This is a genomic window from Enterococcus sp. ARL09-542, assembly GCF_005234805.1.
GTDB classification, from domain to species: domain Bacteria; phylum Bacillota; class Bacilli; order Lactobacillales; family Enterococcaceae; genus Enterococcus_D; species Enterococcus_D gallinarum.
On sequence record NZ_QPQX01000002.1, the window covers coordinates 256,146 to 278,888 of the forward strand.

Annotated in this window: 19 protein-coding genes; 6 read left to right on the plus strand and 13 right to left on the minus strand. The window is 41.3% G+C overall.

Annotated elements, in window-relative coordinates; all coding sequences use genetic code 11:
* The first annotated feature begins 136 nt into the window (after positions 1-136).
* The 3 genes from DVW06_RS03690 to DVW06_RS03700 are packed head-to-tail and all read left to right on the plus strand — an operon-like array spanning position 137 to position 3,730.
* Positions 137-892 carry a DeoR/GlpR family DNA-binding transcription regulator gene (locus DVW06_RS03690; protein ID WP_003126440.1) on the plus strand — a complete coding sequence of 252 codons (756 nt, stop codon included), beginning with the start codon at positions 137-139 and terminating at the stop codon, positions 890-892.
* Positions 889-1,803 carry a 1-phosphofructokinase gene (pfkB, locus tag DVW06_RS03695; protein WP_003126439.1) on the plus strand — a complete coding sequence of 305 codons (915 nt, stop codon included), beginning with the start codon at positions 889-891 and terminating at the stop codon, positions 1,801-1,803. The genes DVW06_RS03690 and pfkB overlap by 4 nt, the downstream gene beginning before the upstream one ends.
* 22 nt (positions 1,804-1,825) lie before the next feature.
* Complete coding sequence (locus tag DVW06_RS03700; protein ID WP_137264420.1) at positions 1,826-3,730, plus strand: PTS fructose transporter subunit IIABC; 1,905 nt, start codon at positions 1,826-1,828, stop codon at positions 3,728-3,730.
* Positions 3,731-3,852: 122 nt separating this feature from the next.
* Here the strand turns inward: DVW06_RS03700 and DVW06_RS03705 are convergent, their stop codons facing one another.
* On the minus strand, positions 3,853-5,184 hold the full coding sequence (locus tag DVW06_RS03705; protein ID WP_003126437.1) for a hypothetical protein: 1,332 nt from the start codon (positions 5,182-5,184) through the stop codon (positions 3,853-3,855).
* A gap of 80 nt (positions 5,185-5,264) precedes the next feature.
* On the opposite strand from DVW06_RS03705, the gene DVW06_RS03710 reads away from it, so the two are divergent.
* Positions 5,265-5,501: an SPJ_0845 family protein gene (locus tag DVW06_RS03710; RefSeq protein ID WP_416336620.1), complete on the plus strand. Its 237-nt coding sequence runs from the start codon at positions 5,265-5,267 to the stop codon at positions 5,499-5,501.
* Between the two features lie 109 nt (positions 5,502-5,610).
* On the opposite strand, the gene yihA is transcribed toward DVW06_RS03710, so the two are convergent.
* Both yihA and clpX read right to left on the minus strand, forming a co-directional pair.
* Positions 5,611-6,198: a ribosome biogenesis GTP-binding protein YihA/YsxC gene (gene yihA / locus DVW06_RS03715; RefSeq protein WP_003126435.1), complete on the minus strand. Its 588-nt coding sequence runs from the start codon at positions 6,196-6,198 to the stop codon at positions 5,611-5,613.
* An 81-nt stretch (positions 6,199-6,279) separates the two neighbouring features.
* Positions 6,280-7,524: an ATP-dependent Clp protease ATP-binding subunit ClpX gene (gene clpX, locus DVW06_RS03720; protein WP_005471356.1), complete on the minus strand. Its 1,245-nt coding sequence runs from the start codon at positions 7,522-7,524 to the stop codon at positions 6,280-6,282.
* Positions 7,525-7,615: 91 nt separating this feature from the next.
* On the opposite strand from clpX, the gene DVW06_RS17405 reads away from it, so the two are divergent.
* Positions 7,616-7,816: a hypothetical protein gene (locus DVW06_RS17405; RefSeq protein WP_003126432.1), complete on the plus strand. Its 201-nt coding sequence runs from the start codon at positions 7,616-7,618 to the stop codon at positions 7,814-7,816.
* On the opposite strand, the gene tig is transcribed toward DVW06_RS17405, so the two are convergent.
* The 5 genes from tig to DVW06_RS03745 form a co-directional block, all read right to left on the minus strand.
* Positions 7,813-9,096 carry a trigger factor gene (tig, locus tag DVW06_RS03725; protein ID WP_003126431.1) on the minus strand — a complete coding sequence of 428 codons (1,284 nt, stop codon included), beginning with the start codon at positions 9,094-9,096 and terminating at the stop codon, positions 7,813-7,815. The genes DVW06_RS17405 and tig overlap by 4 nt on opposite strands.
* A gap of 141 nt (positions 9,097-9,237) precedes the next feature.
* Complete coding sequence (locus DVW06_RS03730; protein WP_003126430.1) at positions 9,238-10,182, minus strand: hypothetical protein; 945 nt, start codon at positions 10,180-10,182, stop codon at positions 9,238-9,240.
* A 149-nt stretch (positions 10,183-10,331) separates the two neighbouring features.
* Positions 10,332-11,117, minus strand: a complete 786-nt coding sequence (locus DVW06_RS03735) for an RDD family protein (protein ID WP_124019008.1) — start codon at positions 11,115-11,117, stop codon at positions 10,332-10,334.
* A 2-nt stretch (positions 11,118-11,119) separates the two neighbouring features.
* Positions 11,120-12,145 carry a signal peptide peptidase SppA gene (sppA, locus tag DVW06_RS03740; protein WP_003126428.1) on the minus strand — a complete coding sequence of 342 codons (1,026 nt, stop codon included), beginning with the start codon at positions 12,143-12,145 and terminating at the stop codon, positions 11,120-11,122.
* Positions 12,146-12,159: 14 nt separating this feature from the next.
* Complete coding sequence (locus tag DVW06_RS03745; protein WP_003126427.1) at positions 12,160-12,450, minus strand: hypothetical protein; 291 nt, start codon at positions 12,448-12,450, stop codon at positions 12,160-12,162.
* Positions 12,451-12,897: 447 nt separating this feature from the next.
* Here DVW06_RS03745 and glmS point away from each other — a divergent pair, with 447 nt between their 5' ends.
* Complete coding sequence (glmS, locus tag DVW06_RS03750) at positions 12,898-14,700, plus strand: glutamine--fructose-6-phosphate transaminase (isomerizing) (protein ID WP_003126426.1); 1,803 nt, start codon at positions 12,898-12,900, stop codon at positions 14,698-14,700.
* A gap of 248 nt (positions 14,701-14,948) precedes the next feature.
* Here glmS and DVW06_RS03755 read toward each other — a convergent pair whose 3' ends face one another.
* The 5 genes from DVW06_RS03755 to nifJ form a co-directional block, all read right to left on the minus strand.
* Positions 14,949-15,260 (minus strand): DUF3784 domain-containing protein, encoded by a 312-nt coding sequence (locus DVW06_RS03755; RefSeq protein ID WP_005471352.1) that lies wholly within the window; start codon positions 15,258-15,260, stop codon positions 14,949-14,951.
* Between the two features lie 172 nt (positions 15,261-15,432).
* Positions 15,433-16,788: a phosphoglucosamine mutase gene (glmM, locus tag DVW06_RS03760; protein ID WP_003126423.1), complete on the minus strand. Its 1,356-nt coding sequence runs from the start codon at positions 16,786-16,788 to the stop codon at positions 15,433-15,435.
* Positions 16,789-16,804: 16 nt separating this feature from the next.
* Complete coding sequence (locus DVW06_RS03765; RefSeq protein WP_003126422.1) at positions 16,805-17,899, minus strand: CdaR family protein; 1,095 nt, start codon at positions 17,897-17,899, stop codon at positions 16,805-16,807.
* Positions 17,896-18,777: a diadenylate cyclase CdaA gene (gene cdaA / locus DVW06_RS03770; RefSeq protein WP_005471347.1), complete on the minus strand. Its 882-nt coding sequence runs from the start codon at positions 18,775-18,777 to the stop codon at positions 17,896-17,898. Before cdaA ends, DVW06_RS03765 begins: the two co-directional genes overlap by 4 nt.
* Positions 18,778-18,989: 212 nt before the next feature.
* On the minus strand, positions 18,990-22,685 hold the full coding sequence (gene nifJ / locus DVW06_RS03775) for a pyruvate:ferredoxin (flavodoxin) oxidoreductase (RefSeq protein ID WP_123867016.1): 3,696 nt from the start codon (positions 22,683-22,685) through the stop codon (positions 18,990-18,992).
* Positions 22,686-22,743 lie beyond the last annotated feature (58 nt).

Below are 22,743 nucleotides of genomic sequence, written 5' to 3' on the forward strand. Positions count from 1 at the left end.
TTCTTTTCTGAGTAATTTGCCGACCGTTTTTGACCGTTTAAGAATGTATTACCCTTACATTTTGATTGTTTTTAAACGATTGTGATTGATTACGACTGTTTTATGTGCTATCATAACAATTGAAGAGGTGATGTAAATGCTTACAGAAGAGCGTCATCAAAGGATTTTAGCCCTTTTAGAAGAAACGGATATCGTGAAAGTCAGCGAATTGATCCATCAATTACAAGCATCTGAGTCCACTATCCGTCGCGATTTACAAGAACTTGAAGCACAGGGAGTTTTGGTCCGAATCCATGGAGGTGCCAAAAAGATCCAGCACCTTGGATTTGAACCCAATATGAAAGAAAAAACGCAAAAGTTCCAAGTAGAGAAACAAAAAATCGCCCAATATGCCGTCTCATTGATCAAAAAGGATGAGGTCATTTACTTGGATGCTGGAACCACAACTTTAGAAATGATCCCTTTCTTGTCATCGATCTCAAATGTGAAGGTTGTAACCAACTCTGTCAAACATGCGGCATTACTGATCGATCAAGGAATCGAGACATTGATTTTAGGAGGAACGATCAAAATCAGTACGAACGCTGTCTTGGGGAGCGGTGCCAGTGAGCAATTGCGAAAACTGCGCTTCAATCGCTGTTTTATTGGAATGAATGGTGCTCATGTAGACGCAGGCTTTACGACTCCAGATCCTGAAGAAGCAATGATCAAAAAAATCGCGATTGAAAATAGTCAAAAAGCTTATGTATTACTGGACCATTCTAAATTTCAACAAACTACTTTTGCTCAAGTTGCTGCCATTGAAGACGCAGAGATTATCACAGACTTCTGTCCGAAAAACTATGCGGCTAAATTTCGAACACAAACGACTATTATGGAGGTATCCGAATGATTTATACTGTCACACTCAACCCATCAATTGACTATATTGTCCACGTCGAAGCATTACAATTGGGCGAACTTAATCGAATGAAGCAAGACTTTAAACTTCCTGGCGGCAAAGGCATCAATGTTTCTCGTATTTTACAGCGGATCCAGATCCCTTCCACTGCACTTGGATTTATTGGCGGATTCACTGGACGTTTCATTGAAGATTGGCTGATCAATGAAAGAATCACGACCGATTTCACACAAGTTGCTGCCGATACAAGGATCAATATTAAATTAAAATCTGGCGAAGAAACTGAAATCAACGGATTAGGGCCAACAATCTCAAAGGATGAAAGTCAGCAATTGAAAGACAAACTGTCTTCTCTTACCAAGGAAGATATCGTCATTTTTTCTGGTAGCAAACCAAATGGACTGACGGCTGACTACTATCAAGAGTTGATCGCCATCGTCAAAGAAGCTGGAGCCGAGTTCGTCATTGACACAACGGGTCCAGAGTTGTTCGCAGCATTACCCGACCAACCGTTGCTGATCAAACCCAACAATCATGAATTAGCGGAATTGTATCAAACGACATTCCACTCCTTCGAAGATATTTTACCTTATGGACAAAAATTAATCGCTGATGGCGCCAAGAATGTCATTGTCTCCCTTGGCGGAGATGGAGCCATTTTCTTTACTGGAAACGAAATCTACCGCTCGAATGTTCTGAAGCGTTCACTGAAAAACTCGGTTGGAGCTGGCGACTCAATGATTGCTGGCTTTATCGGACAATATACAGCAACAAAAAATGCACTGGAAGCCTTTAAATGGGGAGTTGCTTGCGGCAGCGCCACTGCTTTTTCAGATGATTTAGCCACATCAGCATTTATTCAAGAATTATTGCCAGAAGTTGTTATTGAAAAGATACTTTGACTTAACATAAGGAGGATAAACAATGAAAATCAACGATTTACTCTTAAAAGATGCCATGATCATGGAGCTTCAAGCAACGGATAAAAAAGGTGCGATTGACGAAATGGTTGCCAAACTTTATGAAGTTGGCCGCATTTCAGATATTGCTGTCTACAAAGAAGGGATCTTGGCTCGCGAAGCCCAAACATCAACCGGTCTTGGCGACGGTATCGCAATGCCTCATGCGAAAAATCAAGCAGTCAATGAAGCGACTGTTTTATTTGCTAAAAGTAAAACCGGTGTGGATTATGAGGCACTGGATGGTCAACCTACTTACCTCTTCTTCATGATCGCTGCTCCTGAAGGAGCTAATGATACCCATTTACAAGCCTTAGCTGCTCTTTCCCGCTTGTTGATTGATCCAGAATTTGTTGAGAAATTAAAGAAAGCACCAACTGCGGATGCAGTCCAACAACTATTTGCTGAAGCAGAAGTACAAAAAAAAGAACAGACAGATGTCACAACTACAGAGTCAGTGAGTGATCGCCCTTATATCGTTGCTGTTACAGCCTGTCCAACAGGTATTGCTCATACTTACATGGCTGAAGATGCATTAAAGAAAAAAGCCAAAGAACTAGGCGTAGAAATCAAAGTTGAAACGAATGGTTCGGAAGGCATTAAAAATCGATTAACAGAAGAGGACATTGCACGAGCAGCTGGCGTCATTGTCGCTGCTGATAAAAAGGTCGAGATGGATCGTTTCAACGGCAAACATCTAGTGAATCGTCCTGTTAGTGACGGGATTCGTAAGACGGAACAACTGATCAATGAAGCTTTAAGCGGTGATGCTCCTGTCTTTCACAGTAGCGGACAAACAGTTGCAGAAGAATCTTCTGCTGATGGTACGTTTGGTCAACGAATCTATAAAGATTTGATGAATGGTGTTTCCCATATGTTGCCATTCGTTATTGCAGGCGGAATCATGATCGCTATTTCCTTTATGGTCGATCAATTCATGGGTGTACCGCAAGACGCTTTAAATCAATTAGGTAGTTATAATCAACAAGCTGCTTGGTTCAATCAAATCGGTAATGCCGCTTTCGGATTCATGTTACCTGTCTTGGCTGGATTTATTGCATCGAGTATCAGTGATCGCCCAGGTTTGATCGTTGGTTTTGCTGCTGGCGCATTGGCAAACAGTGGTGGCGCAGGATTCCTTGGTGCATTGATTGGTGGATTTTTAGCAGGATATGTCATCAAATTCTTGCGCAATCTTTTCAAAGGTTTACCTAAGTCATTAGACGGAATCAAAACGATTCTCTTTTACCCTGTTTTTGGTTTGTTGATTACTGGGTTCCTCATGCTAATGATCAATGTCCCAATGAAAGCGATCAATGACGGCTTAAACAGCTTCTTAACAGGATTGAGTGGAACAAATGCCGCTTTACTAGGTGCTCTGTTAGCAGCTATGATGGCAGCCGATCTAGGTGGTCCAATCAACAAAGCTGCCTATGTGTTCGGTACAGCAACACTTGCCACAACGGTTGCCGAAGGTGGTAGTGTCGTAATGGCCTCAGTCATGGCTGGTGGAATGGTGCCGCCATTGGCGATCTTTATCGCAACAGTTTTATTCAAAAATAAATTCACTAAAGATCAAAAAGAAGCAGGTTTGACGAATATCGTGATGGGCTTATCTTTTGTTACTGAAGGTGCGATTCCTTTTGCAGCAGCTGATCCTCTTCGGGCCATTCCAAGTTTCGTGATTGGTTCTGCTTTAACTGGTGCCCTAGTCGGTGCATTCAATATTCAATTGATGGCTCCTCACGGTGGGATCTTTGTGGTCCTTTTACTATCAAAACCATTATTATTCCTATTGTTCATATTAATTGGTGCGATTGTTTCAGGAATCATCTTCGGTTTGTTAAAAAAAGAAGTAACTACCGCTTAATACGTGTTGTGTGAAACAACTAGCGTCTCCTATGCAAAAAAATCTCCAGCGTGTTTGAAACACACTGGAGATTTTTTTGCGAGAATCATTCAACTTCCTTGTCTTTGCTATTTTATATGGCTCTATTTATTTCCAGAAATGGATTGGTGTTCAGCTAAGCGTTCCATATTCATAAAATAGACCCGCAAGCGATGGGTTTCTTTTTTTAGATTGACCCAGGTATATTTTTTGCTGCGATGCAATAAACCAAAGCGAACATCTGACATACGATCTTTCAATTCGTCGATAGGAATATCTGTCATCGCCTCTTGCGGCAAATAGAACTGCAAACAAACGGTGTATTCTTCAAAATGTTCCGTAGTGTAATCCGCCTCTAAATGACTGCGAATATAAAATTCATAAGCATCTAAGCCATTATCGAGCGTTAACTGTGGTTTTAAGACAATGTAATCCATCATCCGCATGCCTTCTTGGTCGATCCAAGGGAAATAAGCCTGTGCATTCAACAATCCCCTCACCCGACGTTCTTGGTAAATCTCACGAACTAAATCAAAGTTCCGAGTGATAAAATGGGTCGCTTTGCGTTTGACGGTGGGCTGTAAACGATCATTTTGATATTGGATCGTTTGGATCAACTGATGGCCAAACGCGTATTCAATAAACGGTTCTCGCAAAATCCCTACTCCGTTATCCCAAGTAAGTTGATCCACCCCGATTTGGTCCCGAAACAAACGTTGATAGGAAAGGTTGGCAGGATGATCCCATTGAAACGGATCACGGTAAAGCTCCACCATGACAACCCCTTCCTCCATCGTTTGGATTTGTTCTACTTGTTGGGCATCTTTAATAATCACTAACGGCAACACTCGCTCATAGTACTCTGAGAAATACATGCGCCAACAGGAAGTTAAACAAAACCCGTTATAAAAAACATCATATCCGGCAAATTGATTGCAATCGATCACGATTTCTTTGGCATGGTTTTTTCGCTTTGGTAATTCAGCGATTTCTTCTGGTTTCTGAAAGTTATAGCGTTTCTCTACACTTTCGACATTATGATTGAGGAATTCATCATAAGCTCGAATATAACTAAAGAGACCGCCTTGTTCCATTGTGGTCTTTATATAACTCAGTAATAGTTCTCGCGATCCCTGAAAAACATCAAATGTAAAAAGATGTCGTTGCAGTACGGCTTCTTGGACAACGTGTATACTGGATTCATTTTGTCCATCGGTTAAAATCAGTTCAAAATTGACCTCGTCAATACTTCCCTCCAGCAATGAGCGTACTTCAGCGATATCATAGGAGTGGATTTCCTTTTGATTTAAATAGTAGCTGGTGGGGGTAAAGGAAAGACGGACCAAAGCGAACCAGTTGGCTATTTGTTCACGCATCAGAGCATCGGCGAGTTGTGCCGATTGAATAAAGGCATAGATTTTCTTCGTTTTGATCATCTTTCTCACCTCTTTATGTACTTCTTATTTTATTATAGTAAAGGGATTCATGATTGAACACTATTTCGCTTACTTTTGAGATGAAAAACTTTGGTTTTCATGGTAAACTAGAGGCGCTTGGAGGTGGGAATATGGGATTAAAATTCCAACGTGAAGATTCTCTTGATAAAATGTTCGATGAGTTTGCTATTCTTCCCGACAATGACAAAAAAGAAAACAAACCCGACATCGAACGCTTCTTGAATGCGAAAGAAGATAAAGAAGAAACTGAAAAAAATACGGATCTTAAAAAACAAACAAAAAAACATCTTAATTGATGTTTTTTGTTTGCACAGAATTTTTCCGATAAAAGATGTTCCGGAGCAAACTTTCTCCGTTTATTTTCTAGTCCTGAGAGATTGCCCCATGCATCTTACCTCTTATCTATTATTGCTTGATGGCCGCTTCTATCGCTTGCCAAGCTTCTTCTTTCCCCTGTTTAGTGATGGAAGAAAAAAGAATAAAGGTGTCTGCTGGATCGAATTCCAGCGCTTTTTTGATCACACTTTCATGCTTGTTCCATTTCCCGCGAGGAATCTTGTCTGCTTTCGTGGCCACCACGATTACTGGGATCTCATAATATTTCAAAAACTGATACATTTGAATATCTTCCTGAGAAGGCGCATGGCGCAGATCCACTAGAGAGACGACTGCCCGCAGCTGCTGTCTCTCTGCAAGATACGTCTCGATCATCTTCCCCCACTTTGCCCGCTCCGTTTTTGAAACTTTTGCATAGCCATATCCTGGCACATCCACAAAATGCAAGGTGTTTTCAATCAAGTAAAAATTCAATGTTTGGGTCTTACCAGGTTTCGAAGACGTTCGCGCTAAATTTTTTCGATTAATCAATGTATTGATAAAGGAAGACTTCCCAACATTGGAACGACCCGCTAACGCGATTTCCGGTAAATGCGTATCCGGATATTGTGCCGGTGAAACAGCACTGATCACAATTTCTGCATCATGTACTTTCATCTGCTCGCTCCCTTCTAATAAAATCTCATATGCTTTCAGAAAGAAAGTCGGATAGTCATCAAACTATCCGACTTACTAAAATTAAACTGCTTTTTTTGTTTCTTCATTATAAATGATTGTCGGTTCACCGATTTCTTTGGCTGCATCTTCGGTAATAATGACTTTTTCAATCGACTCATCAGAAGGAACATTGAACATCACGTCCATCATGATATTTTCGATAATCGAACGTAAACCACGAGCACCCGTATTGCGTTCGATCGCTTTATCCGCAATCGCGCGTAGAGCAGCTGGTTCAAACTCAAGCTCAGTATCGTCTAATGCTAACAGTTTTTGGTATTGTTTGACTAGCGCATTTTTCGGCTCCGTCAAAATACGGACCAAGTCATCGGTCGTCAATTTGTCTAAAGCTGCCATAACCGGCAAACGGCCAATAAATTCTGGGATCAAGCCGAATTTCAACAAGTCTTCAGGAATGATATGTTGCATGATGCTTTCATCTTCTGAGAACCGTTTGTTGTTCGTTCCAAAACCGATCGTTTTTTCACCCATCCGGTTTTTAACGATGGTATCAATCCCGTCAAATGCACCACCAACGATGAATAAAATATTCGTCGTATCGATTTGAATCATTTCTTGATGAGGATGCTTCCGTCCACCTTGAGGCGGTACACTTGCTTGTGTCCCTTCCAAGATCTTCAGCAACGCTTGTTGCACCCCTTCACCCGATACATCTCGCGTGATCGAAACATTTTCGCTTTTACGAGCGATTTTGTCGATTTCATCAATATAAATGATGCCCTTTTCTGCCATTTCAACGTTATAGTCCGCTGCTTGCAGAAGTTTCAGCAAAATATTTTCTACATCTTCTCCGACATATCCAGCTTCCGTCAAGCTGGTGGCATCGGCGATAGCAAATGGCACATTCAATGAACGGGCCAATGTTTGAGCAAGGAACGTTTTCCCAGAGCCAGTTGGTCCAATTAGACAAATATTGCTTTTTTGCAACTCAACGTCTTCTGCGGTCGGCTCAACGTTCACTCGTTTGTAATGATTGTAAACCGCTACAGCAAGTGTCTTTTTCGCACGATCTTGTCCGATGACGTAATCATTTAATATATGCAGCAATTCTTGTGGTTTAGGTACCTCGGTAAATTCACGAATGGCTTCTTCGTAGAACTCTTCGTCAATGATCTCCTTGCACAAGTCGATACATTCATTACATATGTATACACCAGGACCGGCAACGATCTTCTTTACTTCCTCTTGCGTCTTCCCGCAAAAAGAACAACGAACAGCGTCATTTCCATTTGTGTTGTCGTACATACTGTTCACCCCTTGATAAATTTCTAACCTGTAAAGGAGTGGAATTGGTTTTACTATCTTTACAGTCTTTAATCATCTTATCATAACTCATTTGAAAGAAAAAGCTATTTCTCATGGCCGTTACGTTTTCTTAGCAATTGACCACGTCCGCAAAATAAGTCAAGATCCTCCTGCTCAAAAAGGCAAAGTAAGCAAAAAACGATCGTATGAAATATACACACCATTGCTTTTTGATCAATCAAAAAGGGCAAACATCGGAAAAGACGTTTGCCGCTCTTTTGATGAAAATTAAGCTTCTTTCGCCGTACCAGTTACGATTTCAACGGCTTTCTTCATTGTGATGTCATGTTTCAACATATCTTCTGTCAAGACGCGTTTGATTTGATCAACAGGCATGTTGTAAGCTTCTGAAAGCTCTTGAATTTCTTTTTCGATGTCTTCTTCAGTTGCTTCCAAACCTTCTGCTTTTGCGATTGCTTCAATCACAAGGTTAGTTTTCACACGAGTTTCTGCTTCGCCTTCAAATTGTTGATGCAAGTCAGCTTCCGTTGAACCAGTCAATTGATAGTACATTTCTGGTGAAATTCCTTGACGTTGCATGTTGTTCAAGAACTCATCCATTGAGCGGTGAACTTCGTCATGGACCATTGAATGTGGTAATTCAACGATTTCTGCGTTTTCAACTGCTTGGCGAATCGCTGCTTCATCTTTTGCATCTTCAGCAGCTTTTTCTTTTGTTTCTGTCAATTCTTTGCGGTATTTTTCTTTTAGTTCAGCAAGTGTTTCAACGCTATCATCAACATCTTTGGCAAATTCATCATCTAATTCAGGCAATTCTTTTGCTTTGACTTCGTGAACTGTTACTTTAAAGACCGCATCTTTACCTGCTAGATCTTCTGCTTGATAATCTTCAGGGAAAGTGACGTTGACTTCTTTGCTTTCGCCAGCTTTCACTCCTACTAATTGATCTTCAAAACCTGGGATGAAAGAGTTAGAACCCAATTCTAATGAATAGTTTTCGCCTTTGCCGCCTTCAAATGTTTCTTCACCTAAGAAACCTTCAAAGTCGATAACGACTGTATCGCCATTTTCAGCAGCTTCGTCTTCTTTGATGACTAACTCAGCTTGTGCTTCTTGTTCACGTTTGATGCGAGCATCTACGTCTTCTTCTGTTACTTCACGATCTTGTTTTTCAACAGTCAACTCTTTGTAATCACCAAGTTTAACTTCTGGTTTCACAGTCACTTCTGCTTTGATCACCCAGTCTTGACCTTTTTCCATGCTGTCAACATCGATTTTTGGTTGTGATACTGGATCAATACCAGCTTCTTTAACTGCTGCTTCATAAGCTTCTGGCAAGACAGCATTCAATGCATCTTCATACAATGCTTCTTCTCCGTACATACGGTTAAATACTTGGCGAGATACTTTTCCTTTACGGAAGCCAGGTACGTTTAAGTTGCCTTTCACTTTATTAAATGCAGTCGTCAAGCCTTTTTGGATTTCAGCTTGCTCGATCGAAAATGTCAATACACCATCATTGGTGCCTGTTTTTTCCCATTTTGCAGTCATTTATTTCCCTCCGAATAACAATTATATTTTACATATGAAATAGTTTCATGCATACCTTTAAATAGTACACTAACGTTCTTTAATTGTAAACATTTTACCTAGAAACTTCTCGTTTTTTTCTTGAGTGATCTGCTTTCAGAATTAGAAAGAACCCAAAATCTTTCGTAATCTTGTTTTCTTACGTTGGATCTCCTCGTCGATCGCTTGTGGTTCGCTTTTTGCAAAAAGATCTTGATACTCATCGATATAGCTTTGTACCCAGCGATCAATCTCTTGGGTTTCTGGCAAGAACGGATAGCTTAAAGCAAAATGATCATTCAACTCTTCTAAAATGCCTTCTGCTAAGGTTGGATTTTCTTGCCCGATTCGTTCATTCACAGCTTGTCGCATTTGGCTGAAAACTGGCACTTCCCTCAATAAAGATAACTGATTGGGAATGATCTGCCGTTGATCCCCCATGTAGTCTATCAATTCAAACTGCTGTGAACTTCCTAAACGGACAAGTTCTTCTACTAGTTTTGGTAACAAAAAAGGATTCGTTAACTGAGGAAGCAGCTCCGTCATCAACGATACAAACTGATCCTTTGTGAGTCCTTGGGAAAAAACGTGCCATGTGTGCCCGCTAACTGGTTGGTTGCTGCTGTCCATTGCAAGCAATGACTGTTTTTTTCCTAAAAAATCTTCCAAACCAAGTATTTGTTGAACTTCTTCTACTTTATCCAATTCTTTCACTAAATTTTCGCTTGCCGCTTCAGAGATCACCGAAAATTCCTCTGCGAGTCTTATCCATTTTCTCGCTTGCAAGTATTGACCATCAAGAATCAACAAATGACCAATTTGAACAAAACCATTTGGATCTTGTAGGTATTCATCCAAGAAATCATCTGCCACTTCCAACGCTTTTGCAAAATCAGCCAGTTGCTGTAAGCACTTAACGAGAGACTGATTGATCTCAAAAGAAGAATGCTCAGTATAAATTTCCTGGTAATCATGGTAAGCCTTCAGATAATCTTTTGCCTGATATGCTTTTTCTGCTGAATGACGCAGGCGGTCTTCAGGTTTTGGAAACTGGATCGTGTCTCCCATATCTCATTCTCCTTTATCTGTAATCGATCTGCAATCGCACTTCCGCTTGTATGGTGCAATCTTCTGGTAGCAAGACCGCTTTTCAACGGGTCAGTCTTCGTTTGCCTCAAATAGAGACTGACCGCTCATTACGCTATTGTCTATTCTTGTTACATATTGGCATTTGCCTGTTTATTGAATGCTTTAATCAAATTGATAGTAAACACACTGGTCTCAGAAAAATAATCTCCGGCATGCTGCTTTTCTTTAGTAAAAATCACTGGCAAATAACCGCAATAAAAGAAAGGATTGAATTGCAAAACGTAGCGCATACACAGTTCTCTTGTCAGAACTGTTTTCCAACTCAAATCAGCTTCTGTAAATGACACGACCCGAATACCGAAAATCATCTTACCTACCGTTTGTCCCTGATTGAACTTTGTTAATAAAACAAAATAGCCTAAGTAGATGGCCAACGAGAGTAACTGGTAGAGTCCAAAAGGATGCCCGCTACTTGACCAACCACCTAAGTGATAGATCGTATCCAGAGTAATTCCTGTAATAGCTCCGATACAAAGTACATCTACGAGATAAGCAAATAGCCGAATCCAAAACCCAGCAAAAAAGTAATCTGGAAAATCATTCACTCGTCTGCGTTCTTTCTGTTTGTCTTCTATCCCCTCATACCGTTGCCATTCTTTTTGTCGCTGATCAATCTCTTCCTCGCTAAATTCTTTTCTCTTAAACGAGCCCAATACTTGTTGATAGAAATCATCTGGATGATTCGTCACAGCGGCCTCTTGATTTGGGGTATCCACAGCTAGTTGTGCTTCTTGATTCGCCTGCTCTGTAGAGATTCCAGAGGTCGACTCTAGATTTTCCAGAGTTACGTTTTCTGCTCCTTGTTCAACAGGTTGTTGTTTGATTCGTGGCTCTTTCGTTTCTTTTTCAGGCATAGTTATTCACCTCCATAATAATAAAGAGGTTTCGGCGCATCCATCGTACCCAGGCTTTCTACTACTTGCAAAAGACGACTAGACTCAGATGCCTTCAGCCCTTGAAACTCTGCCAGCTTTGAACCCAGCCATGTAGAAGCGAACCCTGTGGAACCGACACCATATTCAAAAATTTCCGCATCCTCTAACCCTTGATCTGCTTCTAATGCAGCGAAGGCGTCCTCAGGAAACCCAATTTCGTCAACTAACCCGTTCTCCACAGCTTGTTGACCATCATAAATCCGTCCGTCAGCAATTTTTCTAACAGCTTCTTCTGACATGCCTCGTCCTTCAGCTACAATGGAAACAAAGCGTCCGTATGCATTATCCACGTAAGTTTGCAGAACTTTCTTGTCCTCATCGGTAGCGGCTCTTGTAGAGGAACCCATATCTTTCAAGGCACCACTTTTATAGGTGCTATCTTCGATCCCTAATTTATCCAATAAACCTGAATAATTCAATCCAGACATAATAACTCCGATAGAACCTGTCACGGTTTCATCTGTGGCAAAGATTTTGTCCGCACCCGCTGAGACATAATAACCACCGCTAGCTGCGGTGTTCTTCATACTAACATAGACAGGAATTCCAATTTCTTTGATCTTTTTCATTTCACGAGCAATCTCTGCACTTTCGTAAACTCCGCCCCCAGGCGAATTCACTTCAAATAGAATCCCTTTGATCGTTGGGTCCTCTTGCGCGGCACGTAATTCTTCCAGAAATAATTGATGATCATATCCTTCTGTTGAGAACAATCCACCACCTGAAGTATTCGCAATCGTCCCTTCCAAAGTCAAGCGAAGGATGCGGTTATTGCTATCTCCAGCCGCTATTTGATGTTCCTCCAATTCATTGCTTCCGTATAAAAGAGCATTCAATCCGTCCAGTGACGACTCTTCATTTGCTGGCGGAGCCATCAAAGCAAAAACACCTGAGCACACAAACAATCCAATTGCAATCGCAACAGCCACCCATCTTCTCTTATTCATTTTTCCACTCCTTTTTAATAGCGGTTCTCAATCACAATTACCGCTTCAACTAGTCCACTTGCATCGAATTTTTCGCTTTTTTCTTTCAATGCGTAGCCGCCGAAATATTCTTTAGTTAATTCATCTTGCACTCGAAACGCTTGTGCTTCTTGAACAGAGATTGCACCCGGAAGAATTTCCTGCAGGCTGTCCCAACCAGTGTCTAACATGATTTTTGTATCATCATTGACATTTTCTTGTTTCTCTAATCTTTCCACTATTTCCTTTAACTCGGAAAACGTCATACATTGTACAGTTTCTGACATCTTCATCCCTCACTTTCTTCTGTCATTGTATCGAAATTAAAAAAAAAAGGATAGTCAAAAAGGACAATTCCAATTTTACGAATTGGATCATCTGCAATTCTCCTTCTTTAAATCTCCATTACAGAACAAACATTGCCTCTGATAACATCTATACCAATTATTTTTTTTAGCTTTTTCTATTGACTAACGCCCTTATAAATATTATGATAATGCATGTATTTCTACAAAATAATTTAAGGAGGACAGATAGACCAATAGGAATAGCGCCAGATCTGTACAACAGATGACGAGGAAAGAGTTTATCGAAGTTTTCGGCGGGTAACTCTAGGGACTGCACTCTATAAGCAAGAACAAAACCTCATCGTGAGATGAAAACAAACCTCTTGCTGCGCAGGTAGAAATACATAATGAATCGTAAATAAGTAGTGGAAAGTAGGATTTGTCATTATGTGTGGAATCGTAGGAATTGTAGGAAAATCAAATGCTGAACAAGTCATTTTGAATGGTTTGGAACGTTTAGAATATCGTGGGTATGACTCAGCAGGTTTATATGTTGCTGATCGTACTTCTGGCCACTTAGTCAAAGCACAAGGGCGTATCAAAAACTTGGAAGACAAAGTCACACCAGAAGTAACAGGAACGATCGGTATCGGACACACTCGCTGGGCAACTCATGGTAAACCATCAGAAAAAAATGCCCACCCTCATACTTCTTCTAACCAAGAATTAGTACTGGTTCATAACGGAGTAATCGAGAATTTTGAAGAATTGCATCAAAACTATTTAAATGATCATCACTTCGAAGGACAGACAGATACAGAGATTGTCGTCCACTTGATCGAAGTATTGAAAAAAGACCTTTCGACTAAAGAAGCGTTCAAAAAGGCACTCTCATTGATTCGTGGTTCTTATGCCTTTGCATTAGTTGATAAAAATGACCCTGAAACCATCTATGTAGCAAAAAATAAAAGTCCGTTATTGATTGGGCTTGGGGATGGGTTTAACGTTATTTGTAGTGATGCATTGGCTATGCTGGATCAGACTACTCATTTCGTTGAAATTGAAGACGGTGAAATGGTAACTGTGACGGCAGAAACGATTGAAATCGAAGACCTAAAAGGAAATCTTGTTTATCGCGAGTCTTATGAAGCACAACTTGATTTAACAGACATCGAAAAAGGAACGTATCCTTACTATATGCTGAAAGAAATCGACGAGCAGCCAGCTGTGATGCGTCGTCTCATTCAAGAGTATCAAGGCACAGGAGAAGTGACGATCGATGACGCATTAAAGGATCAAATGATTGCGAGCGACCGCATCTACATCGTTGCTTGCGGAACCAGTAATCACGCTGGTTGGGCCGCAAAAGCGATTCTAGAATCTCTGACACAGATTCCTGTTGAAGTACATTTATCAAGTGAATTCGGCTACAACATGCCTTTGCTGTCTGCAAAACCTTTCTTTATTTTTCTATCACAAAGTGGAGAAACAGCCGACAGCCGACAAGTCTTGGTAAAAATCAATCAAATGAATTTGCCTAGTCTGACTATTACAAATGTAGCAGGCTCGACTCTTTCTCGTGAAGCTGACCATACATTGTTACTTCATGCCGGACCTGAAATCGCCGTAGCTTCTACCAAGGCCTATACTGCTCAAATCGCAGTTTTAACCTTATTAGCAAAAGCAATCGGTGATGCTAAAGGTATTGGTGCTGCACAGGACTTCGATGTTTTCCATGAATTAAGTATTGTTGCCTCTGCTATGGAAACATTAGTTGATGAAAAAGCGGTCATCAGTCAATTAGCAGAAGATTATTTGTCTGTTAGTCGCAATGCGTTTTATATTGGTCGAAGCAATGACTATTATGTTTCCATGGAAGCTGCACTGAAGCTAAAAGAGATTTCTTATATTCAAGCAGAAGGATTTGCAGCTGGCGAATTGAAACATGGAACCATCGCACTGATCGAAGAAGGAACCCCAGTCATCGGAATCATCACTGAAGAAGTGACCGGCTCCCATACGAGAGGAAATTTGAAAGAAGTTGAGTCTCGTGGCGCTCATACTTTAGTCATCGTCAGCCAAGAACTAGCGAAAGCGACGGATCACATTGTTTTGCCTTCGGTCCATCCATTGGTTACTAGTTTAGTTGCCGTGATTCCTACGCAACTGTTGGCTTACTTTGCAACATTGCAACGAGGGTATGACGTGGATAAGCCTCGAAATTTAGCTAAATCAGTGACTGTCGAATAAAACTTTTAAAAGTTTTTAGGCAGAAAAAAGAGCTGCGACAAGACGATTGTCGCAGCTCTTTTTTTCGTACAACCAATTAAAAGCAATTTTTTTAGACAAGCTGAAACTGCTTGGAATTGCCTATTTTGATCATCCTTTCTTTTCTCGTCCCTCAATTTTTTTAAAGTCTTTTAAGTAATGCACAAAACAGCAAGCAGCATTCATCCCAGATTCATTGCACCTCTGTTGATCAACATAGGAGAAATGTATCATTTCTTTACACACCACGTGCCATTTATGATGATTATCCCTACTATCGTCAGTAAACTAGTTGCAACGAATAAAATATTCCCCATTAATGACCAGTGATCACTAAAAAGTAATGAAAGCAGGATGAAAGCACCCAGAACCAACATACCGATGCCATTCGCTACATACAAACGATCTAAATCATACTGTGCCTTTTTTTCTTCAGAAGCCATATTGTATCCAGCAATCAATTGCCATCCATGTCTGCTTAAAAATAGGATACCTGTAATAAAAAACAAACCCACGACTAACCATCCTGTTGTATTTCCCATCACACATTCATCCTCTCTACACGTCTGCCTAACGTTTAGATCCATTCACCAATCGGTTTCTTGCGCTTTATACAGTGAGTATACCACATGAAAATCATTATTTGGATTATCATTATATTTTCACAAGATAAAAAAACCAACGAAAACGACTTTCGTTGGTTTTTGATCTCATTTATTCCGCACCGATTTCTTCCCGTACGACAGCTGCGATTTTATCGACATAATAATCTACTTTTTCTGTTGTTGGTGCCTCAGCCATCACGCGCAATAGTGGCTCTGTTCCAGAAGGGCGTACTAAGATTCTACCTTCCCCATTCATTTCTGCTTCTGTTTCTTCGACGATTTTTCGGATTGCCGGTACATCCATCGCGCCATTTTTATCTGTCACACGAATATTAACTAATTTTTGCGGATAGATCGTAACTTCACCTGCCAGCTCAGAAAGTTTTTTCCCAGTCTGCTTCATGATATTCAATAACTGGATACCAGACAGCATTCCATCCCCTGTCGTATTGAAGTCTAAGAAGATCATGTGTCCGGACTGTTCCCCGCCAAAGTTGTAGTCATTTTTGCGCATTTCTTCTACAACGTAGCGATCACCCACTTGAGTAATCACATCTTTCAAACCAATGGCTTCAACAGCTTTATGAAAACCTAAATTGCTCATCACAGTTGTAACGATGGTATCTTGTTTCAAACGTTTTTGTTCAGCTAAGTATTTTGCACAAATGTACATGATCTTATCGCCGTCAACAATATTACCTTGTTCATCAATAGCGATCACCCGATCACCGTCTCCATCAAAGGCTAGTCCAACATCGGCCCCTTTTTCGACAACGAACTCTGCTAATTTCTCAGGATGAGTGGAACCAACACCATCATTGATGTTCAAACCATTCGGCGAAGTTCCCATGGTATAAAAATCAGTTTCTAAGTCTGCAAACAACCGATTGACACTTGTAGCAGTCGCCCCATTGGCTGCATCTACACAGACGGTGATGCCCTCTAGATCACCCGGGATCGTTTGACGGAGAAATTGGGAATACTTCAAAAGACCTTCTGGAAATTCATCAACGGTTCCTAAACCTTCAGCTGACGGCCGTGGTAACGTATCTTCTGCAGCATCTAATAAAGCTTCGATCTCCGCTTCTTGTTCGTCCACCAATTTGAAGCCATCATTACCGAAGAATTTAATTCCGTTGTCTTGTGCTGGATTATGTGATGCTGAGATCATTACTCCAGCACTAGCTTTTTGGACCCGTGTCAGATAAGCCACACCCGGCGTTGAGATGACGCCTAGTTGAAACACTTCGATTCCCACAGATAGCAAACCAGCGATCAGTGCATTTTCTAATAACTGACCAGAGATTCGTGTGTCTCGCCCAACTAAGACGCGAGGTCGACGATCGTCTGTTTCATGTTGACTCAATACATATCCGCCATAGCGGCCAAGTTTAAATGCTAATTCTGGTGTAAGTTCCTTATTTGCTTCTCCACGAACACCATCTGTACCAAAATATTTTCCCATAATGTATTACCCTCTCTTATTCTTTACTCTCATCTGAAGTTGTAACAGTTGTTTCGCTTTCTGAATCACGGTTTTCTTCACTAGTAGATGATTCACTAGTTTCATCTGATCGAGATTCGGCAGATGACTCGTTGCCAGTTTGACCATTCGTTTCCGTTGATTGGAAAACAGGTGTCACTTGGATCGTCACTACTTTAGGATCAATCGTCACACCATCTGGCACTGGCACTTCAACAGTTCGCTCAACAGTTGAGGTGATTCTTGAAATATCGATTGGTACGCCAATTTGATCTAATGTATCTAAAATAGACTGGCTACCAGAAATCGTTCCGCTGATTGCACTCATTCTATAGATAAAATGGGAGATGCCGTTAGGAACTGTTCCTTGCTGGGTGACGAATAATTCCACTTGTTTTGTCGGGGCTTCTAATGTTACCGTTACGTTAACTGTTTCGGGATCTGGCAAAATTGCTAATGCATTTTTAGCGGTATCCCACGCTTGTATCGTTCCTTTGACTGTTGAAGAGGACGTTCCGATCTCATTAGGATCAATGACAGCCACCACACGATCGATATCATTTAAGGTGCGATCACCCGTAGTGATCGCTACTTTCTGAGGATCTGCCTCTAGAGAAGCGATAGAATACCCTTCCTTTATATCTGCGCCCGATATGACTGGTTCAACAGTAAATGTTTTTGTTACTTTCTTTTCAATAGTCACTGTGATGGTCTTCGGCTCGATTTCAGCTGTTACACCCGAACTCAAATTCTGAACTTCTAAAGGAACTTCATGCGTTCCTTCCCCTAATTCAGAGAGATCCGCCATCACGCGAAAGTTTCGTGTCTCATCATTTTTTTCTGCATTCAACTGGATACGATTTCGACTTTTCAAGGTGACATTCACGGTGGTTTCATACCCTTGGATAAAATAGCTATCTGTATCATACGTCGTTTGGATGGGAACATTGCTAAGATGTTCTTCATAACCACTAGTAGAGCCGGATAGATTGACTTGCAGTGTGGAACCACTAGCAATAAAAAACAACACCAAACTAAAGAACAGCGCTAGTATACCATAAAAAATATTTCGTTGGCGTTCTTTCTTAATCATTTTCTTCCCCCTTTGTTCACACCGTCAAGGAAAGATTGCAGTAGATTACGTTTTGCTGTTTTTTCTTCAGGCACAAGCTCTCGATTCAAAATATCCAAGTATTGTTCTCGAGATAACCCAGATAACAATTGGTTGTTCATAGTGATACTGACATCCCCAGTTTCTTCAGACACAACGATCGTCAAAGCATCACTGACTTCTGACACCCCCACTGCCGCCCGATGCCTAGTCCCGAATTCTTTAGGAATCAACAAGCTTTCTGAAAGGGGCAGATACGCACTCGAAACCGCAATTTTGCCGTCTCGTATAATGACTGCTCCGTCGTGCAAAGGTGTGTTGGGAATAAAAATATTGATCAATAGTTCTCCGGTAATATCGGCATCCAAGGCAATCCCAGTTTCGACATACTCTTCCAAACCGGTAGTTCGCTCAATTGTAATCAAGGCACCTATTTTGCGTTTCGCCATATACTGGATCGCTTTATCTAAAGATTGGACCATCACTTCGTCTTCGTGCTTTTCAGACTTAGAGGTCTTGAATAGCGAACTCCGACCTAAATGTTCCAAACCTCGCCGAATCTCCGGTTGAAAAATGACAATAGCAGCGATCACCCCATAGGTGATTACTTGATCCATCAGCCATGAGAGAGTTCTCAAACCAATCAAACCCGCTAAAAAACGTAAGACGATAAACAGCCCGACCCCTTTGAATAGCTGGATCGCCTTGGTCCCTCTGACTAACTGAATCAATTTGTAGACCACATACCAGACAACTAAAACATCCAAAACATTGATTAAAAACGAAATAGAAAATATATTAAACGAGAAAACTTCTCTCCAATAATCAAAATTAAAAAAATCACTGAAATTCATCGACATAAACAGCCTTCCTTTATTCTTAAGACTTCAAATAATAGTATAACATAGGACTTCTTTTAACACGTTGAAAAAAAGCAAATTTATCTCATTTTTTCAAAAAAAATCTCACTTTTTTCTGGACTCTCGATTATTGGATAACACGGTTGATCTTTACGTAATGGAGCTTAAAAAAAACAGCTCTGCCAGATACTGGCTAGAGCTGTGACACTTGCCTATTCTGATTTTTTTCTCCGCTCCGCTCTGGCAGCTCTTCTTGCCGCGCGAACTGCTTCGACTTCAGGATCAGAGACTGATCTACGCTGTTTAGTTCTAACAGATTCTCCTTGTTTTTCCACCGATTGAGGTTCTGCTTCAGACAATGGCTCTTTTTCTAATTTTGCTCGAATCTTTTCTTCTTGCCCAGCAAGACGCGCATAATTATAGAAACGGTTTTTGGCATCCAAGACTGTTTTTGTGAATAATGCACTTGCAGCACTTGGGTTAGCTGCACCTAAGGCTGAAAAACGAACCTGTGTTTTCATAAACGTTGGCATTAACGAAAAATCAGGTTTTTTATAGTCTAGTGTCATTGCTGGCTTACCTTTTTCAGTCATTAATGGGTTGTAACGGTATAGAGACCAATAACCGGAAGCCACTGCTTCTTTTGCTTCTTTGATGGATTGTCTCATGCCACCTGCTAATCCATGGGTGATACATGGTGTATAAGCAATGATCAGAGATGGTCCAGGGAATTTCTCCGCTTCTTCGAAAGCTTTGATCGTCTGCATTTGATTGGCTCCGGAAGCAATTTGCGCCACGTATACATGACCATATGTCATAGCCATCATCCCTAAATCTTTTTTCGACACATATTTCCCACTAGCTGCAAACTTAGCAATCGCTGAAGTTGGGGTTGCTTTAGAGACTTGCCCGCCAGTATTTGAATAGACTTCATTATCTAAAACTAGAATATTTACATCCGCGCCTGAGGCCAAGACATGATCGATTCCGCCAAATCCGATATCGTAAGCCCAACCATCGCCACCAATCATCCATTGACTTGGCTTTACAAACAAGTCGCTGTCGTCAAGAATCGCTTGCAAACTTGGCTGTTGATGAATTTCTTGTTGTAAAGCAGCCTGTAATTTTGCCGCCCTCTGTTGGCTTCCTGCACTTTCTTCCCGATGATCGATCCAGTCTTGCATAATCCCTTGTAGATCTATCGGAACAGTGATTAAGGCTGCCTGCATTTTTGCTGCTAAGGCTTCTCTTCGTGTTTGATTTGCTAGAAACATCCCATAACCAAATTCGGCATTGTCTTCAAATAGTGAATTGGACCATGCCGGTCCTTGCCCTTGGTCGTTGGTCGTATAAGGAGACACCGGAGCAGCGCCGCCCCAAATCGATGAGCAGCCGGTGGCATTTGCGATCATCATGCGGTCTCCGAACATTTGAGTCAACAGTTTGACATACGGAGTTTCGCCACATCCTGCACAGGCTCCTGAAAATTCTAGAAGCGGTTTATTGAATTGGGTGCCCATTACGGTACCCGGTTTTGCCGGATTCTCTTTCTGACGTAGTGTCATAGCAAAGGCCCAATTCATTGCTTGCTCTTTTTGGCTTTCATAAGAGCTCATGACCAAAGCTTTGTCCTTTGCGGGACACGCTTCAACACAAAGCCCGCAGCCAGTACAATCTTCAATTGAAACTTGGATTCGATACTTCTGACCATCTTTTCCTCGCATTTCTCGAACAATAAACCCTTCTGGTGCCTCTGTCAGTTCATCTTCATCCACTAAGAAAGGTCGAATCGCTGCATGCGGACAAACAAATGCACATTCATTGCACATCGTACAACGGTCGGATAACCATTCTGGCACTTCTAAAGCAATCCCTCGTTTTTCCACTGCAGTGGTCCCTAGAGGCATCGCTCCTTCCGTCATTTGATTCCGAACGAGCGTCCCCACTGATAATTGATTGCCTTCCTGTCGATTGATTGGCTCAACGATCTCCCGAACATAACGGGATGTTGCAGTTGATTTCCGTTCAGGCACATCAATGAAGGCCCATTCAGCTGGCACTTGAATCTCGTAAAGCAATTCAAGGGTCCGATCAATCGCTAAATAGTTTTTTTCGACAATTTCCATGGACTTATGTCCGTAATTCTTTAATACCTCCGCTTTTAAAATCGGCAGAACCTCGTCGAAAGGCATAATATCAGACAAATAGAAAAAGGCAGTTTCCATTGCCGTGTTGATGCGTCTGCCGAGCCCAGTCTCCATTGCTAATTGCATGGCATTGATGGTATAAAAACGGATGTCATTTTCTGCAATGTAACGCTTGATGTGTTTAGGAAGACTAGTTGCAATTTGTTGCTCATTCCAGGTGGTATTTAGTAGGAAGGTACCGCCTTTTTTTAGCCCCTTCAGCAAATCATATGTATGCAGATACGCAGGGGTATGGCATGCGACAAAGTCAGCATGCTCGATCAAATAAGTCGAGCGGATCGGTGTGTCTCCGAAACGCAAATGGGAGACTGTTAATCCTCCTGATTTTTTGGAATCATAATAAAAATAACCTTGAACATACTTATCTGTGTGATCGCCAATAATTTTGATCGCTGATTTATTGGCACCCACGGTTCCATCGGAGCCAAATCCCCAAAATTTCGCCTGAAATGTATTGGGATTGGTCAAGTCCAAAGTAGCTTCCGTGTTCAACGAGAGATGGGTAACATCATCCATGATCCCAATCGTAAACCGTCTTTTTTGCTCACTTTTTGTTTTCGTCAGTTCTTCGTATACAGCAACGATTTGATCTGGCGTTATATCTTTTGAACCCAATCCATAGCGACCACCAATGACAGCTGGCCGGATCGCTGCATCATAAAGGGCACTTTGGACATCTAAAAGCAGAGACTCACCGTTTGCTCCCGGCTCCTTGCTACGGTCTAAAACGGCAATTGCTTTGACCGTTGATGGAAGTTTTTCCAAAAAGACTTCCAATGGAAATGGTCGATACAAATGAATTGTCAAGACCCCGACTTTTCTTCCTTGTTTGAGCAAATGATCCACCGTCTGTTGTACAGTCTGAGCCGAAGAACCCATTGTTACAATTACTTCTTCTGCATCAGCACAGCCATAATAATCGACCAAATCATAGTTGGTTCCGCGCAAATCATTAATGGCTTTCATGTATTTGCGAATTGTTGCCGGTAACGCATCGTAATGGGCATTGACCGTTTCTCGCTGTTGAAAATGAATATCGGGGTTTTGATTCGTTCCGCTAACCGTTGGATGGTTTGGATTCATTGCCTTTTCGCGAAAAGCTGCTAATTTTTCTTGATCAATCAATTGAGCCAATTCACTGTATTCAAGTACATCAATCTTCTGGATTTCATGGCTGGTTCGAAAACCATCAAAGAAATTCAGAAAGGGAATCCCACTTTCAATCGCCGCTAAATGAGCCACAGGTGCAAGATCCATAACTTCTTGAACACTGCTTTCCGCCAACATCGCAAAGCCTGTTTGGCGAGCCGCCATCACGTCTGTATGGTCACCAAAAATATTCAATGCATTCGTAGTGACTGCTCGGCTGGCAACGTGAAATACGCCAGGCAAACGTTCTCCCGCGATTTTGTACATATTTGGAATCATCAACAGCAATCCTTGCGAAGCTGTATAAGTCGTCGTTAAAGCCCCAGTCTTTAATGAACCATGTACTACACCAGCTGCTCCGGCTTCTGACTGCATTTCAACCACTTTCACTGGTTGTCCAAAAATATTTTTCTTTCCGCTGGCGGACCATTGATCTACCAATTCCGCCATTGTTGAACTAGGGGTAATAGGATAGATTGCGGCTAATTCTGTAAAAGCATAAGAAATGTAGGCTGCCGCTGTATTTCCGTCCATTGTTTTTTTCTTGCGCATCTCTCTAACTTCCTTTATCTTCCATTTTGAGCATTCTCACACAATCCATTATAGCTGA